We start from the raw sequence: 12,808 nt of genomic DNA on the forward strand, positions 1-12,808 counted from the left end.
GGAGACGTCTCACGCTGCGAAGCGGCCGAGCGAGAAGGGGGAGAGATCGAAGGGGGAGGGGGTGTCGGTGGCGCGGTCGGCCAGGATCTCGCCGATCGCACTGGCGAATTTGAAGCCATGTCCCGAGCAGCAGGAGGCGAAGACCGCCTGCGGCACGCCGGGAACGCTGTCGATGATGAAATCCTCGTCGGGCGAGACGGTATAGACGCAGCCCTTGAGCGTGAGCGGCGCGCCGGCCGCATCCGGCAGATAGCGCTTCAGGCAATCCTGGATCAGCGCGACCTGGCGCGGGCTCGGCGTGCGGTCGGGCTCGCGCGGGTCGATCGGCTCGCGCGCGAAATGCGGGCCGCCGATCTTGAAGCCGGGATGCTCGTAGAGCGGGAAGCCGTAGAAGCTGCCTTCCTCCGCCGTGAGGATGAAGACGGGGAAGGCGCCTTCGCGGAACAGCTCCGGCCGGCGCGTGGTGAACCAGCCGATCGCCTGCTTCACCGTATGCACCTGCCGCGCCAGGGCCGGCACCGCGTCCGAGATCCAGCCGCCGGAGGTGATCACCAGCCGCCCGGCGGAATAGCTGCCGCGTTCGGTCCTCACCGTCACCCCGCCATCGGCCGTCGGAGCCCAGTCCAGCATCGGCTCATTGGTGCGGATATCGGCCCCGCGTGACTGTGCCAGCCCGACATGGGCGTAGATCGCCTTCTCCGACGCGACGAAGCCCCCGCCGGGTTGCCAGAGGCCGACATGCCCCTCCGGGAGCTGAAAGGCCGGGAAACGGCGGCTGATCTCGGCCCTGTCGAGCTGCTCATGCTCCAGCCCATGGTCGAGGCAGGATTGCAGCGAGGATTCGACCGGCCCGGCCCCGATCGGCGCCAGATCCAGCGAGCCCGTGACATGCAGCAGCTTGAGCCCGGCCTCTTCGCCGGTCCGGGCCCATAGCTCATGCGCCCGCTTGACGATCGGGACGTAATGGGAGCCCTCGAAATAGGCGAGCCGGATGATCCGCGAGAGCCCGTGCGACGAGCCCATGCCATGGCCGAGATCGAAGCGCTCGAGCCCCAGCACCCGCAACCCGCGCTGCGCCAGATGCCAGCAGGCGGCGGAGCCCATCGCCCCGACACCGGAGACGATCACATCATAGCTGGGCTGCGGCATGGGGAATCCGTCCGTGGCGTGAGACCGCATGCTGTACCGCGCCCTCGTGAGACGGTCCATGTCGCCCGCGACATGGGGGGTGGTCCGGCGATGCGCCGGATTGTTAACCAATTGCGGCGATGCTCCTGAAATTAGTTCGCAACGAACACTCCGGCCGGATTCAGGAACAGGCATGCTCGGCAATTTCCAGCGCTTGCTCGCTCGCCGTGTCATGCCGTCTTCCCTCGGCAACATCGTCCCCGCACAGCCAGAAGTTGTCCCAGCGTCAGCGTCGGCACCCGAGCCGGCCGAGCCCGGTCTCGCGGACGCCGTCGCCGAGCTGGAGCAGGATGTCGCGGCCGCGATGCGCCGTCTCTCGGGCGGGCTCAGCCATGCTCATGACGCGTCGAGCCATGCCGAAGCCTGCGCGCGCGACATTCATAACCGCGTCGGCGCGGTGCGCGAGGCGACGCTCACGGCCAGCACCAATTCCGCGGCGCTGGCCTGCGCGACGCAGCAGGTCTCGGACGCCGCCGAGCAGGTCGGCGTCACCATCTGCAATGCGCGCGACAGGCTCGACCAGGCGGCTATCCGTGCCACCGAGGCGACGGAGATGATGACCGGGCTCGCGGCGGCCAGCGTCGAGATCCGCAGCATCGTCGATTCCATCGCCGAGATCGCCCGGCAGACCAATCTCCTGGCGCTCAACGCCACCATCGAGGCCGCTCGCGCCGGCGATGCCGGGCGCGGCTTCGCCGTCGTCGCCAAGGAGGTGAAGGAGCTCTCGGTCGAGGTCCGCAACGCCGTCGATCACATTCGCCACCGGGTCGACAACCTCGCCCAGACGGCCCAGGGCTCCGCCGCCATCGTCACCGAGGCCCTGGCCATGGTGCGCGACGTGAACCCGGTCATGGCGACGATCGGCGCCGCCTCGCAGGAACAGGCCGCCGCTGCGATCGAGCTCTCGCGCAGCGCCGAGGAAACCGCCGGCTTCATGGACATGCTGATGCAGCGGGTCAACGAAATCGACCAGGTCGCGCTGGAATCGGCCCGCGAGAGCCTCGCCGCCCGCACCGCCTTGGCCGAGGGCGCGACCCAGGCCGATAGTCTGCTGCGCCGCTTCGTCCCGACCCTGCGCCATGCCGCCTTCGCCGACCGCCGGGAGCATGATCGCTATCCGGCCGAGCACAAGGCGACGCTCGCCATCGGCAACCAGGATATCGTCACCCATACCGTCGATGTCGGCCTGGGCGGGGCGCTGCTGGCGCGCCCCTCCGGCCCGCTGCCCCCGGCGGGCTCGAAGGGCCGGCTGACCATCGCCGATCTTCCGCCTTTCGGCTGCCGGCTCGCGGCGATCAGCGAGCTCGGCCTGCACGTCTCCTTCGACGCGGGGCAGGCGAGTACCCAGCTCGAGGAGCTGCTGACGGAAATCCGGCGCGGCTACGGGCCGCTGATCGAGCGGGCGCAGGGTTTCGCGCGAGAGGTCGAGGCGCTGATGAGCAAGGCCCTGCGCGATCGCCGCCTCAGCGAGGCCGCGCTGTTCGACATCGACTACCGGCCGGTCGAGGGCACCGACCCGCAGCAATTCACCAATCTCGCCCTGCCGGTGCTGGACCAGATCCTGCCGCCGCTCTACGCCCGCGTCATGGCCGAGGATACGCGGCTGATCTTCGCGCTGGCGATCGACCGCAACGGCTATATCCCCGTCCACAACAAGGGCTTCAACCAGCCGCAGCGCCCGGGCGAGCCGCTCTGGAACGCGGCGCACTGCCGCAACCGCCGCATCTTCGATGACCGGGCCGGCATCATGGCGGCGCGCTCGGTGCGGCCCTTCCTGGTGCAATCCTATCTGCGCGACATGGGCGGGGGCGTGACGCAGCTGATGCGCGAGGTCGATGCGCCGCTGCGGATCGGCGGGCGCCATTGGGGCGGCGTGCGCATGGCCTATTCGATGTGAGGCCGCGGCCCGCGCCGTCTAGATCCCCCGTTCCGCGCCGCGCCTGTCCGCCTCCTCCTGCATGAAGGCGGCGCGGCCCGCTTCCATGGCCTTCAGCTTCATGCGCTCGATCTCGCCGATCAGGTCGAGACCGTTGAGCAGCGCGAGCTGTTCCCTGAGCTTGGCCTCGATCAGCGCCGGCATCTGCTGCAATTGCTCCTCCACCTCGTCGATCAGCTGCATCACATTGCGATGCGCCGACAGCGCCTCCGGCTCGTCGATCCCGGGAATGCTGAGGCGACGTCCGAAATAAGGGGGCGGCAGATCGGTGCGCACCGCGAAATTCGCTTCGCGATATTCGCTCGCCACGGCGTCGCGCGCGGTGCGCAGCTGGGCGAGCCGCGTCTGATACTGCTCGCGCAGGGCCTCGGCCGCAGCGCGCGATCGCTGCAGCTTCAGCACCGCCACAGCGCAGCCGTCGCGATAGCCGTCGATGGACCGGCGCAGCCGCTCCAGCTCGGGCGTCAGATCCGCGTCGAGACGGCGCCGCTCCGCCTCCACCGCCGCGGAACTCTCTTGCCAGCGCCGATGGAGGCGCGACTGGCCGGGATAGGAGCCGAAGGCGCGATAGCCGATCGATGCTGCGACGCAAGCCACGAGGCAGCCGATCAGGATCAGCGCCAGCGATGCCGGATCCTGGACCGCCCATTGCGTCTCGACCATCCGCGCCGCCACATGATGCGCCAGGGTCGCGGGAGCGCCCGGCAGCAGCGCGCTGAGATGCCCGACGGCCAGGTTGACCATCAGGATCAGCGAGATCATCGCGGCGAGGAGCGGCAGCGCCCAGACGAGGTGCGACCCTCTGGCGTGCCGGCAATAGCGCGCCGGCCATGATCCCAGCAGGAAGCCGAGCCCGATATTGACCGCGCAGACCAGCACCGCGGACATGACGCCACCCGGCAGGCCGGACCCGCCGGCCTGGGCGAAGACGACGGCGTTCAGCAAGCTCCCGATGAGCAGGGTCGCGATCAGGCAGGCGAGGGCGATCCCCGCCGGCAGCACCCGCGGATCGCCCGAAAGCCCGTTGGCGTAGTTGAAATAGACATAGTCGCGCCGCGCCTTCAGCGCCTCGTGAACGCGACGCTGCAGCGTCCCGCCCTTCTGCGCGAGCGCCGCACGGATGCCGCTGTCGATGTTGCGCAGCTCCGCGAGATAACGTTCCTCCGTCACGGTCTCGCGCAGGGCCAGAACCTCCCCGGCGACGCGGTCCAGCCGCTTCGAGACTTCGAGGCGCAGCGCCCCGTGCAACTCGGCGACCCGCGCGCGCAGCGTCGCCTCCATCGGCGACGGGCTGGCGGAATAGGCCGGAGGGTAATTGTCCAGCGCGTCGCGCGCGCCTCTCGCTCCGGCCTGCAGGCTCTGCGAGAGCTGGCGGGCCGGGACCGCGGCGAGGTCCGGCTGGATCGAAGGGGCCGGCTCATGCCGCATGGCGGCGATCCGCGATCAGCCGAGAGGGGCTCGTCGAAGCCCCCTGATCCGCCCGTTTGCGTCGTCCGCGCCTGCCCATGCCACCAAAGCCCCCCTTGGAGTCGATGACCTAGGGTAAGCAGAGGGCGGTGCCGCTAAAATAGCGGATCGCGAAGGGGCAATGACATGAAGCGAAATTGTTAGCCGCCGGTGACGCTCATATGGCGGCCCACGGCCGGCTTGCCGCGCCGGCGGTCGATGACGAAATCATGGCCCCGCGGCTTGCGCGAAATGGCTTCGTCCATCGCCCTGTGCAGAGCGGCATCGTCGCGCGAGGCCCGGATCGGCGCGCGCAGATCGGCGGCGTCCTCCTGGCCGAGGCACATATACAGCGTGCCGGTGCAGGTCAGGCGGACGCGATTGCAGCTTTCGCAGAAATTATGCGTCATCGGCGTGATGAAGCCGATCAGCCCGCCGGTTTCCTGGACGCGGACATAGCGCGCCGGCCCGCCGGTCCGGTAGGGGTCGTCCACCAGGGTGAAGCTGTCCATCAGCCGCGCCCGGACGATGGAGAGCGGCAGGAACTGGTCGATGCGGCCGGGTTCGATCTCGCCCAGCGGCATCACCTCGATCAGGGTGAGGTCCATGCCGAGCCCATGGGCCCAGCGCATCAGCTGCTCGATCTCGTCCTCGTTGACGCCTTTGAGCGCCACCGCGTTGATCTTGACCCGCAGCCCCGCCTTCTGCGCCGCCTCGATCCCCTCCAGCACCTTGCCGAGATCGCCCCAGCGCGTGATCGCCCGGAACTTGTCGGGATCGAGCGTATCGAGCGAGACATTGACCCGGCGCACCCCGCAATCGGCGAGCTCCTGCGCATAGCGTGCGAGCTGCGAGCCGTTGGTGGTCAGCGTCAGCTCCTCCAGCGCGCCCGAGGCGAGATGCCGCGACAGCGAGCGGAACAGGCTCATGATGTCGCGCCGAACCAGCGGCTCCCCGCCGGTGATGCGCAGCTTGCGCGTCCCCCGCTGGACGAAGGCGGTGGCGACCCGGTCGATCTCCTCGAGCGTCAGCAGGTCCCGCTTCGGCAGGAAGCTCATATCCTCCGACATGCAGTAGACGCAGCGGAAATCGCAGCGATCCGTCACGGAGATGCGCAGATAGGAGATATCGCGCCCGAACGGGTCGATCAGCGGCGCGCGCGCCAGCGGGTTGGTCTGCTCAAGGATCACGCGGTTGGCCTCACCTGCCGGGGGATGCAGCAGTCTATAGCACATGCCATGGCGCTGCAGCCATTGCGCTGGCTCAACAGATCGGCATCGTGGCGGCAGAGGTCAAGCGCGTTTGCGGTCGCAGCCTCGCAGGAGATGAACCATGCCGACCCCCTGGCCCACCGAGATCCGCCTCGCCAAGGATCGCCGTACCCTCCATGTCAGCTTCGAGGACGGCAAGAGCTTCGCCCTCCCGGCCGAATTGCTGCGGGTGGAGAGCCCCTCGGCCGAGGTCCAGGGCCATGGCCCGACGCAGAAGAAGACCGTGCCCGGCAAGGCCGAGGTCGAGATCATCAAGGTCGAGCCGGTCGGCCATTACGCGGTCAAGCTCTCCTTCGACGACATGCACGACACAGGTATTTTCGGATGGGATTATCTGCGCGAACTCGGCGAAACAGGCGAGGCGAAGATGCAGGCCTATCTCGACGAGCTCGCGGCGAAGGGCCTGTCGCGGGAGCGGCGGCGCTGAACGCGGCGCCGGCCGCGGACCTTCCCGCATGAAAAAGGCCGCCCCGGGGGGGGCGGCCCTGTTTCTGCAGCGGTGAGGCTGCGCTCAGCGCGCGACCACCACCCGGGTGCCGACCTTCACGCGCTCGTAGAGATCGATCACGTCGTCGTTCAGCATGCGGATGCAGCCGGAGGACACGGCCTGGCCGATCGTCTCCGGCTCGTTCGAGCCGTGGATCCGGTACAGGGTCGAGCCGAGATAAAGCGCGCGCGCCCCCATCGGGTTCTCCGGGCCGCCGGGCATGAAGCGCGGCAGGTCGGGGCGGCGCTTCAGCATCTGCGAGGGCGGCGTCCAGCTCGGCCATTCCGCCTTGCGGGTGATGCTCTGCGAGCCGGCCCAGTCGAAGCCGGGGCGGCCGACGCCGACGCCGTAGCGCATCGCCTTGCCATCGGGCATCACCAGATAGAGCCGGCGCTCCTGGGTGTTGACGACGATCGTCCCGGGCGCGTGACGCGTGGGATAGCTGACGATCTCGCGCGGGATCGTGGTCGCCTGCGCCTTGGTCGGGTCGGCGTCCTGCGCCAGCGGCTGGCGCGTCAGCGGGTCGATCTCATAGGCATGGGCGGAGGACACCGCAGCCAGCAGGCCGAGGCCGGCGAGCGCGGAGATGCGGAGAGAACGATTCATCGGAACCTCGGACGGACATCTGACGGGGGGCGGGATCGGGAAGCTGACAGATAATCGTCAACAACGTCTCAAGTTCCTGTCAGACTCCAATATTCCTGGCAATTCTGTGGCCATCACATCGATGCGAGCGGCCCCGATTTGCGGGCCTCCGTGGCCCGAGCGCCACATTTCGCCGTCTGGCGGGCCAAACCGGGCGGAATGGCGGCCGTTCCGGGGCACGCTTCGCCGATCGGCAAACTGTTCTTGACGGCCACCGCCGCGGCCTGCATACTTCGCCACATGGAAAACCATGAGCACCGGCTCGACCTCGCTTTCACGGCGCTTGCCGATCCGACCCGGCGCGCCATCGTCGCGCGGCTGTGCCGGGGCGATGCGACGGTCGGCGAGCTGGCGCAGCCCTTCCAAATCGGGCTGCCGACCCTGCTCAAGCACATCCATGTGCTCCAGCGCGGCGGCCTCATTGCCTCCGCCAAGACGGGGCGCGTCAGGACCTGTTCGCTGACCCCGGCCGGGCTGCGCAGCACCGATGACTGGCTGCGCGCGCATATCGCCAGCTGGGACAGCCGCCTCGACCGGCTGGAGACTCATCTGTCCCGCATCGCAAGGGATCGCAGCCAAGATGACTGACGGCGCTCGCCATTCCCCCTGGGCCGCCTGGCCGCTCGACCGGGAGATCGTCCTCACCCGCCTGCTCGATGCGCCGCGCGAGCGCGTCTTCGATGCCTGGACGGATCCGGAGCAGATCGTCCTCTGGTTCGGCCCGGAGGGCATGGCGATCCGCACCCATGAGATCGCGCTGCACGAGGGCGGCCGCTGGCGCTTCGACATGGTGGCGGCCGACGGCACGCGCTACGACAACCGCATGAGCTTCCTGCGGATCGAGCGGCCGCGGCTGATCGAGGTCGAGCATGGCGCCGATGTCGAGGATGATCCCGGCCGGTTCCGCATGCTGGTGACGTTCGACGCGCAGGCGGATGGGCGCACGGTGCTCACCTTGCGCCAGATGCACCCGACGCGGGCCCGGCGCGAGGCGGCGATCGGTTTCGGCGCGGTCGCCTATGGCGGCCAGACCCTCGACAAGCTGGCGGCGCATCTCGCCGCCTCGCGCTGATCCAAGGAGACGCCGATGTCGCTGACGCTCTACGCCCACCCGTTCTCCTCCTATAGCCAGAAGGTGCTGATCGCCCTCTGGGAGAACGACACGCCCTTCGCCTACCGCCATATGGAGGAGGCGGGGGCGGCCGATGAGCTCGCGAGGCTCTGGCCCTTGCGCAAATTCCCGGTGCTGGTCGACGGCGCGCAGACCATCGTCGAGACCAGCATCATCATCGAGCATCTCGACCTGTATCATCCCGGCCGGCTGCGCTTGCTGCCCGCGGATCCCGCGCTCGCGCTGGAGACGCGGCTTTTGGACCGGTTCTTCGACCAGCATGTCATGAACGCCATGCAGGGGGCGGTGAACGAGGCGCTGCGCAAGACGCCCGACCGGCTGGAGGAGGCGAAGCAGACCGCCGCCAAGGCACTGGAGACCGCCTATTCCTGGCTGGAACAGCGGCTGGCGGGGCGCGAATGGGCGGCCGGGAGCGGTTTTTCGCTCGCCGATTGCGCCGCCGCGCCGGCGCTCTTCTATGCCGATTGGGTGCATCCGATCGGCGAGGCCCATCCGGGGCTGCGCGCCTATCGCCGCCGCCTGCTGGCCAGGCCCTCCTTCGCCCGGGCCGTGGAGGAGGGGCGGCGCTACCGGTCCTATTTCCCGCTCGGCGCGCCGGACAGGGACTGAGGCCGCGGAGCCTCCTGCTGCGCCCGCCTAGCTCTTCAACACGATGCAGGCGCCGTCATTCTGCTGGATGCGGCGGCAGAGCGCCTGCGCCTGCTGCCGGGACTGCGCCGGGATGCGCACCCTGTAGAAGGCGCGCGTGCCGCGGCTGCGCAGCCGCGTGCCGATCACCATCGGCGTCAGCTCGCCGATGATCGCCGCATGCCGGCTCCCGGCACGCTGGAAGGCGGCCAAAGCCCGCGCCTTGGAAAAATTCCCCGCGAGCTGCACGCCCCAGGGCGCGAACGGCGCCTCGGGCAGGCTCGGCCCGCCGCGTCCGGCCCGGATCGACACCAGCGTGACGGAGCAGGCGGCCGCGGCCTCCGGCGCCGCGGGCCGATTGGCCGGCGTCTCGCCCGCCTGGCTGGCGCGCGCATCCTCAGCCCAGCTCTCGGCCTGCGCGCCGGTGATGCGGCTCACATAGTTTTCCGTCTCGAAAGCCAGGCCGCCGCGCCCGGCGAGCCAGGCCGCGACGCGGTTGGGTCCGCCATTATAGGCCGCCGCCGCCAGGCCCCAATTGCCGAAGCGCGCCTTCAGCTCGGCCAGGAAATGCGCCGCCTTCGGCACGGCCTGTTCCGGATCGAACGGATCGGCGAGGCCGCGTTCGCGGGCGGTGCCGGGCATGAATTGGGCGACACCCTGCGCGCCGGCCGGGCTGGTGACGCCGGTGCGGAAGCTCGATTCCTGGAAGATCAGCCGAGTCAGGAAGCCGGGCGGCACGCCATGCGCCTGCGCGGCCTCATCGATCAGCCGGCACAGCGCCGCGTCGATGCCGGACGAGGCCGGCTCCTGCGCCCGTGCCGCCTGGGGCTGGGACACGAGAGCGAGGAGAAGCGGCACTGCGAGGCGGGCCGCCGCCATCGGCATGGCTCAGCCATCCGTCTTGGCGGCGACGGCGGTGATCTCGATCGCATAGCCCGGCGAAGCCAGCGCCGCCTGGACGGTGGCGCGCGGCGGCGCATGGCCCGGCGTGACCCAGCGATCCCAGATCTCGTTCATCTCGCCGATGCGGGCGATGTCGGTCAGGAAGATCTGCACGCTGAGCAGCCGCTCCTTGCTGCTGCCGGCCGCGGCCAGGGTTTCGTCGAGCAGCGCCAGCACCTCCCGGGTCTGCTCGGCCAGCGAGGCGCCCTCTGTCTTTTCGGCGACATGGCCGGCGAGGAAGACGATGCCCCTGAACGCGGCCGAATCGCTGTAGCGGGCCGTCATGCCGGTGCGTTCGATGTCCATCTGCTGCTCCTGTCGCGATGTCGTGGGTCCGGCCGAGCGGCGCTCCGCCGCCCGAAAGGGGAGGGCCCGCGCGGGCTCACTGAAAGGCACCGCCAAACCCCGTGGAAAACCCGGCTGGCAGCCCTGCGAACCCCGCGAAGCGTCACGCGAAACCTGTTACATCGCAGCCGCCGACGCAACCTCGCGTAACGGCATGGCTGTGAGGATATCATGAAGAAGCTACTGGTCTGCGGCATCGCCTTGTCCCTCGGAGCCTGCGGGACCGTCACCCGCGGGACCACCAACGACGTCACCTTCGCCTCCGAGCCCGGGGGCGCCTATGTCGAGACCAGCATCGGCGTGACCTGCGCGTCGACGCCCTGCACCTTGCCGATCAGCCGCAAACAGGCCTTCGTCGCCACCTTCATGCTGCCGGGCTACCAGCCCCAGCAGATCTCGGTGCAGACCAATGTCAGCGGCACGGGCGCGGCCGGCTTCGCCGGAAACGTCGTGGCGGGCGGCCTGATCGGCATGGCGGTCGACGCCTCGACCGGCGCGACGCTCGACCACTCGCCCAACCCGGTCTTCGCGCGGATGGTGCCGCTCGCGCCAAGCAAGCCGATCGCGCTGCCGCGCGGCCGCCGCGTCGGTACGCCGACCTCCTGAGGGCGGGAACCGCAGGCGCCTGCCCCTCGTTGCACCCGCAGGAAACAGCGGGGAACAGGGCCATGCCCGAGCATCGCGAGCGCAGCCGGTTCCGCACGGTGCCTGTCCATGTTGGGCTGGGCGCCGTGCTCGGCGCGGCCGCCTTCCTGCTCATAGCAGGCCTCGATCTCGGGCCGATCGGCGCGATGCTGGCGGTCGAGCCAGGCGAGACCGAGCTGTTCCTGGCCCTGCTCGGTGTTTTTTCCGGGCATGGCGCGGTAGGCTCCGGCCTGACCGCCTTCTATTTCCTGGCGGTGGATGGCTGAAAAGCCGGTGATGAAAGTGCAGGGCGCATGAACAACGACAGGACGACCCGCCGGCCCGCGGATCCGCGGAAGAATGCCGAGGCGCTGTTCAAGAAGGCGGCGCCTAAGCCGGTCGCGGCTACGCCCGGCGCCGCGATTCCCGGTGCGCGCGAGCAGGTCACCCTGCGGATCGACTCCGCCGTGCTTGAATATTTCCAGGCCGAGGGGCCGGGCTGGCAGGATCGCATCAACGCGGCTCTGCGCCAGCTGGCCGGGCTCGACGCCGATGATTCGCTGACGACGGCCGAACTCAACTCCTCGAACGACGTCTGAGGGCGGGGGCGCGACGAGGCCTGTCGCTGTCGGATAAGGATGGTGCGATGGGGGATGGTGGGCGACACAGGGATCGAACCTGTGACCACTCCCGTGTGAAGGGAGTGCTCTACCGCTGAGCTAGTCGCCCGCACCGGCGCTTCTCCTAGTCGCAGGGGCGGCCGGCGTCAAGAACGCTCCGAAGCGGGTGAGGCCGCCTCGATCAGGGCGTGCCGGCGGACGTCGCGGGCCCGCCGCCCTCAGCCCCGCCGCCCTCAGCCCTTGCCCAGGATGCGCGACACCGCCTCCGGCAGGGCCGCGAAATGCTGGATGACCAGATCCGGCTCCAGCGTCTCGATCGGCACGTCGGTATAGCCGAAGGGCACGCAGATGCAGGGGATGCCGACCGCCCTGGCGGTGGCGATGTCGGTGCGCGAATCCCCGATCATCACGGCCCGGCCCTTATCGGCCTTGGCGGTCTCGATCGTCATCGTTAGATGGCGCGGGTCCGGCTTGTGGAAGGGGAAGCTGTCGCGCCCGGCCACCGCGGCGAAACGGCCGCCGATGCCGAAATGCTCGAGGATCAGCCGCGTATGCAGGATCGGCTTGTTGGTGCAGACCGCGAGCGCGTAGCCCGCCTCGGCGAGCGCGTCCATGGCGTCGAGCGCCCCGTCATAGAGGTAGCTGGCCGAGGCGACATCCTCGGCGTAGATCAGCAGGAATTCCTCGAACAGCTCCTCCAGGCGCTGCGCGTCCAGCGGCCGCCCCGAGACCTTGAAGCCGCGCTCGATCAGCGCGCGGGCGCCGGCGCCGACCAATTCCCGCGCCCGCTCGACCGGCAGCGCCGCCAGCCCCTCCTGCTGCAGGATGACGTTCAGCGTCGCCATGATGTTGGGGGCGGTCTCGGCGAGGGTGCCGTCGAGATCGAAGACGACGATGGGCGGCAGGCTCATGATGGATTTCCCGTGACGCGCCGCTTAAAGGCGCTCCCCCGGCTTTTGGCAAGCGCGCCCTGAAATTGCCGCCGTGGCGCAGCGGCCACGCCACGCGGCGCCGCTCATGGTGTAAGTTCGCGACGCGATTCGCTGCAGGAGCCGACCATGTCCCGATCCGTGCGAGGCCAGTCCCGCCTCAGGCTGCTGGCGCTGTGCTGTGCCGCTCTCGCCGCGCCCGGCCTCGCCTCGGCCGCGTCCTTCGAGTTCGCGCCCGCCCCGCAGACCGATCTGAACCGCGTCTATCGCGTCGACAAGGCGACGGGCGAGGTCGGTGCCTGCCAGTTCCAGCTGAAGGATGGCGGCGTCGGCGTCACCATCTGCTTCCCCGCCGGGGAGGGGGCCGGCCCGCAGGCGCCGAGCGACTACCAGCTGATGCCCTCGCGCCATGAACGGGAAGGCGGCATCTTCCGCGTCAATGTCCGCACCGGCGAGATGAGCATCTGCTACGTCTTCGACGACAAGACGGTCTGCACCCCGCAGGCGAAATGAGCTGGCGGCGGCCGCGGCGCCTTGCGCTGCCCAGCCCGTCGCCATGCTGACATGGTGGTCGAACCGGCGGGGAAGACCGTGCTAGAGCGGAGGCCACTTCCTT

Annotated in this window: 16 protein-coding genes and 1 tRNA gene; 9 read left to right on the forward strand and 8 right to left on the reverse strand. The window is 69.4% G+C overall.

The features are described 5' to 3' along the window. Positions 1–9 precede the first annotated feature (9 nt). The gene (gene solA / locus ASG72_RS17980) at positions 10–1,149 is read right to left on the reverse strand and encodes an N-methyl-L-tryptophan oxidase (RefSeq protein WP_056715383.1); all 1,140 of its coding nucleotides are present in this window, start codon (positions 1,147–1,149) and stop codon (positions 10–12) included. A gap of 343 nt (positions 1,150–1,492) precedes the next feature. On the opposite strand from solA, the gene ASG72_RS17985 reads away from it, so the two are divergent. Next, positions 1,493–3,085 (forward strand): methyl-accepting chemotaxis protein, encoded by a 1,593-nt coding sequence (locus ASG72_RS17985; RefSeq protein WP_056715388.1) that lies wholly within the window; start codon positions 1,493–1,495, stop codon positions 3,083–3,085. 18 nt (positions 3,086–3,103) lie between these two features. Here the strand turns inward: ASG72_RS17985 and ASG72_RS17990 are convergent, their stop codons facing one another. Both ASG72_RS17990 and moaA read right to left on the reverse strand, forming a co-directional pair. Beyond that, entirely contained in the window at positions 3,104–4,552 is a 1,449-nt protein-coding gene (locus tag ASG72_RS17990) for a hypothetical protein (protein WP_056715391.1), read from the reverse strand. A gap of 179 nt (positions 4,553–4,731) precedes the next feature. Further along, a complete protein-coding gene (moaA, locus tag ASG72_RS17995; RefSeq protein ID WP_244488867.1) occupies positions 4,732–5,760 on the reverse strand; it encodes a GTP 3',8-cyclase MoaA in 1,029 nt (342 codons plus the stop codon). A 142-nt stretch (positions 5,761–5,902) separates the two neighbouring features. On the opposite strand from moaA, the gene ASG72_RS18000 reads away from it, so the two are divergent. Beyond that, positions 5,903–6,268 (forward strand): DUF971 domain-containing protein, encoded by a 366-nt coding sequence (locus tag ASG72_RS18000; protein WP_056715397.1) that lies wholly within the window; start codon positions 5,903–5,905, stop codon positions 6,266–6,268. 84 nt (positions 6,269–6,352) lie between these two features. Here ASG72_RS18000 and ASG72_RS18005 read toward each other — a convergent pair whose 3' ends face one another. Next, complete coding sequence (locus ASG72_RS18005; protein ID WP_056715400.1) at positions 6,353–6,934, reverse strand: L,D-transpeptidase; 582 nt, start codon at positions 6,932–6,934, stop codon at positions 6,353–6,355. 279 nt (positions 6,935–7,213) lie between these two features. Between ASG72_RS18005 and ASG72_RS18010 the strand changes: the two genes are divergently transcribed. The 3 genes from ASG72_RS18010 to ASG72_RS18020 are packed head-to-tail and all read left to right on the forward strand — an operon-like array spanning position 7,214 to position 8,714. Further along, on the forward strand, positions 7,214–7,561 hold the full coding sequence (locus ASG72_RS18010) for a metalloregulator ArsR/SmtB family transcription factor (protein WP_056715588.1): 348 nt from the start codon (positions 7,214–7,216) through the stop codon (positions 7,559–7,561). Next, complete coding sequence (locus ASG72_RS18015) at positions 7,554–8,045, forward strand: SRPBCC family protein (RefSeq protein ID WP_056715402.1); 492 nt, start codon at positions 7,554–7,556, stop codon at positions 8,043–8,045. The genes ASG72_RS18010 and ASG72_RS18015 overlap by 8 nt, the downstream gene beginning before the upstream one ends. A gap of 15 nt (positions 8,046–8,060) precedes the next feature. Next, positions 8,061–8,714, forward strand: a complete 654-nt coding sequence (locus ASG72_RS18020) for a glutathione S-transferase family protein (protein WP_056715405.1) — start codon at positions 8,061–8,063, stop codon at positions 8,712–8,714. Positions 8,715–8,741: 27 nt separating this feature from the next. Here the strand turns inward: ASG72_RS18020 and ASG72_RS18025 are convergent, their stop codons facing one another. Both ASG72_RS18025 and ASG72_RS18030 read right to left on the reverse strand, forming a co-directional pair. Continuing rightward, on the reverse strand, positions 8,742–9,617 hold the full coding sequence (locus ASG72_RS18025; protein ID WP_156396042.1) for a transglycosylase SLT domain-containing protein: 876 nt from the start codon (positions 9,615–9,617) through the stop codon (positions 8,742–8,744). 3 nt (positions 9,618–9,620) lie between these two features. Beyond that, entirely contained in the window at positions 9,621–9,980 is a 360-nt protein-coding gene (locus ASG72_RS18030; RefSeq protein WP_056715408.1) for a RidA family protein, read from the reverse strand. A 210-nt stretch (positions 9,981–10,190) separates the two neighbouring features. Here ASG72_RS18030 and ASG72_RS18035 point away from each other — a divergent pair, with 210 nt between their 5' ends. From ASG72_RS18035 to ASG72_RS18045, 3 genes are all read left to right on the forward strand, one after another. Further along, complete coding sequence (locus ASG72_RS18035) at positions 10,191–10,625, forward strand: hypothetical protein (RefSeq protein ID WP_056715412.1); 435 nt, start codon at positions 10,191–10,193, stop codon at positions 10,623–10,625. Positions 10,626–10,687: 62 nt separating this feature from the next. Continuing rightward, on the forward strand, positions 10,688–10,930 hold the full coding sequence (locus tag ASG72_RS18040) for a hypothetical protein (protein ID WP_056715415.1): 243 nt from the start codon (positions 10,688–10,690) through the stop codon (positions 10,928–10,930). 27 nt (positions 10,931–10,957) lie between these two features. Next, complete coding sequence (locus tag ASG72_RS18045) at positions 10,958–11,242, forward strand: BrnA antitoxin family protein (RefSeq protein WP_056715418.1); 285 nt, start codon at positions 10,958–10,960, stop codon at positions 11,240–11,242. 55 nt (positions 11,243–11,297) lie between these two features. Here the strand turns inward: ASG72_RS18045 and ASG72_RS18050 are convergent. Both ASG72_RS18050 and ASG72_RS18055 read right to left on the reverse strand, forming a co-directional pair. After that, positions 11,298–11,372: transfer RNA gene (locus tag ASG72_RS18050), tRNA-Val, on the reverse strand. 124 nt (positions 11,373–11,496) lie between these two features. Continuing rightward, positions 11,497–12,174, reverse strand: a complete 678-nt coding sequence (locus ASG72_RS18055; protein WP_056715423.1) for an HAD hydrolase-like protein — start codon at positions 12,172–12,174, stop codon at positions 11,497–11,499. 147 nt (positions 12,175–12,321) lie between these two features. Here ASG72_RS18055 and ASG72_RS18060 point away from each other — a divergent pair, with 147 nt between their 5' ends. Next, positions 12,322–12,705, forward strand: a complete 384-nt coding sequence (locus tag ASG72_RS18060; RefSeq protein ID WP_056715426.1) for a hypothetical protein — start codon at positions 12,322–12,324, stop codon at positions 12,703–12,705. Positions 12,706–12,808: the final 103 nt, after the last annotated feature.

Source organism: Allobosea sp. Leaf344 (assembly GCF_001426225.1).
GTDB lineage: Bacteria > Pseudomonadota > Alphaproteobacteria > Rhizobiales > Beijerinckiaceae > Allobosea.

What these genes read in the sequence shown, in the direction of transcription:
- solA (WP_056715383.1), bottom strand. Translation starts at nt 1,149, where the DNA reads ATGCCGCAGCCCAGCTATGATGTGATCGTCTCCGGTGTCGGGGCGATG.
- ASG72_RS17985 (WP_056715388.1), top strand. Translation starts at nt 1,493, where the DNA reads ATGCGCCGTCTCTCGGGCGGGCTCAGCCATGCTCATGACGCGTCGAGC.
- ASG72_RS17990 (WP_056715391.1), bottom strand. Translation starts at nt 4,552, where the DNA reads ATGCGGCATGAGCCGGCCCCTTCGATCCAGCCGGACCTCGCCGCGGTC.
- ASG72_RS18000 (WP_056715397.1), top strand. Translation starts at nt 5,903, where the DNA reads ATGCCGACCCCCTGGCCCACCGAGATCCGCCTCGCCAAGGATCGCCGT.
- ASG72_RS18005 (WP_056715400.1), bottom strand. Translation starts at nt 6,934, where the DNA reads ATGAATCGTTCTCTCCGCATCTCCGCGCTCGCCGGCCTCGGCCTGCTG.
- ASG72_RS18010 (WP_056715588.1), top strand. Translation starts at nt 7,214, where the DNA reads ATGGAAAACCATGAGCACCGGCTCGACCTCGCTTTCACGGCGCTTGCC.
- ASG72_RS18015 (WP_056715402.1), top strand. Translation starts at nt 7,554, where the DNA reads ATGACTGACGGCGCTCGCCATTCCCCCTGGGCCGCCTGGCCGCTCGAC.
- ASG72_RS18020 (WP_056715405.1), top strand. Translation starts at nt 8,061, where the DNA reads ATGTCGCTGACGCTCTACGCCCACCCGTTCTCCTCCTATAGCCAGAAG.
- ASG72_RS18025 (WP_156396042.1), bottom strand. Translation starts at nt 9,617, where the DNA reads ATGCCGATGGCGGCGGCCCGCCTCGCAGTGCCGCTTCTCCTCGCTCTC.
- ASG72_RS18030 (WP_056715408.1), bottom strand. Translation starts at nt 9,980, where the DNA reads ATGGACATCGAACGCACCGGCATGACGGCCCGCTACAGCGATTCGGCC.
- ASG72_RS18035 (WP_056715412.1), top strand. Translation starts at nt 10,191, where the DNA reads ATGAAGAAGCTACTGGTCTGCGGCATCGCCTTGTCCCTCGGAGCCTGC.
- ASG72_RS18040 (WP_056715415.1), top strand. Translation starts at nt 10,688, where the DNA reads ATGCCCGAGCATCGCGAGCGCAGCCGGTTCCGCACGGTGCCTGTCCAT.
- ASG72_RS18045 (WP_056715418.1), top strand. Translation starts at nt 10,958, where the DNA reads ATGAACAACGACAGGACGACCCGCCGGCCCGCGGATCCGCGGAAGAAT.
- ASG72_RS18055 (WP_056715423.1), bottom strand. Translation starts at nt 12,174, where the DNA reads ATGAGCCTGCCGCCCATCGTCGTCTTCGATCTCGACGGCACCCTCGCC.
- ASG72_RS18060 (WP_056715426.1), top strand. Translation starts at nt 12,322, where the DNA reads ATGTCCCGATCCGTGCGAGGCCAGTCCCGCCTCAGGCTGCTGGCGCTG.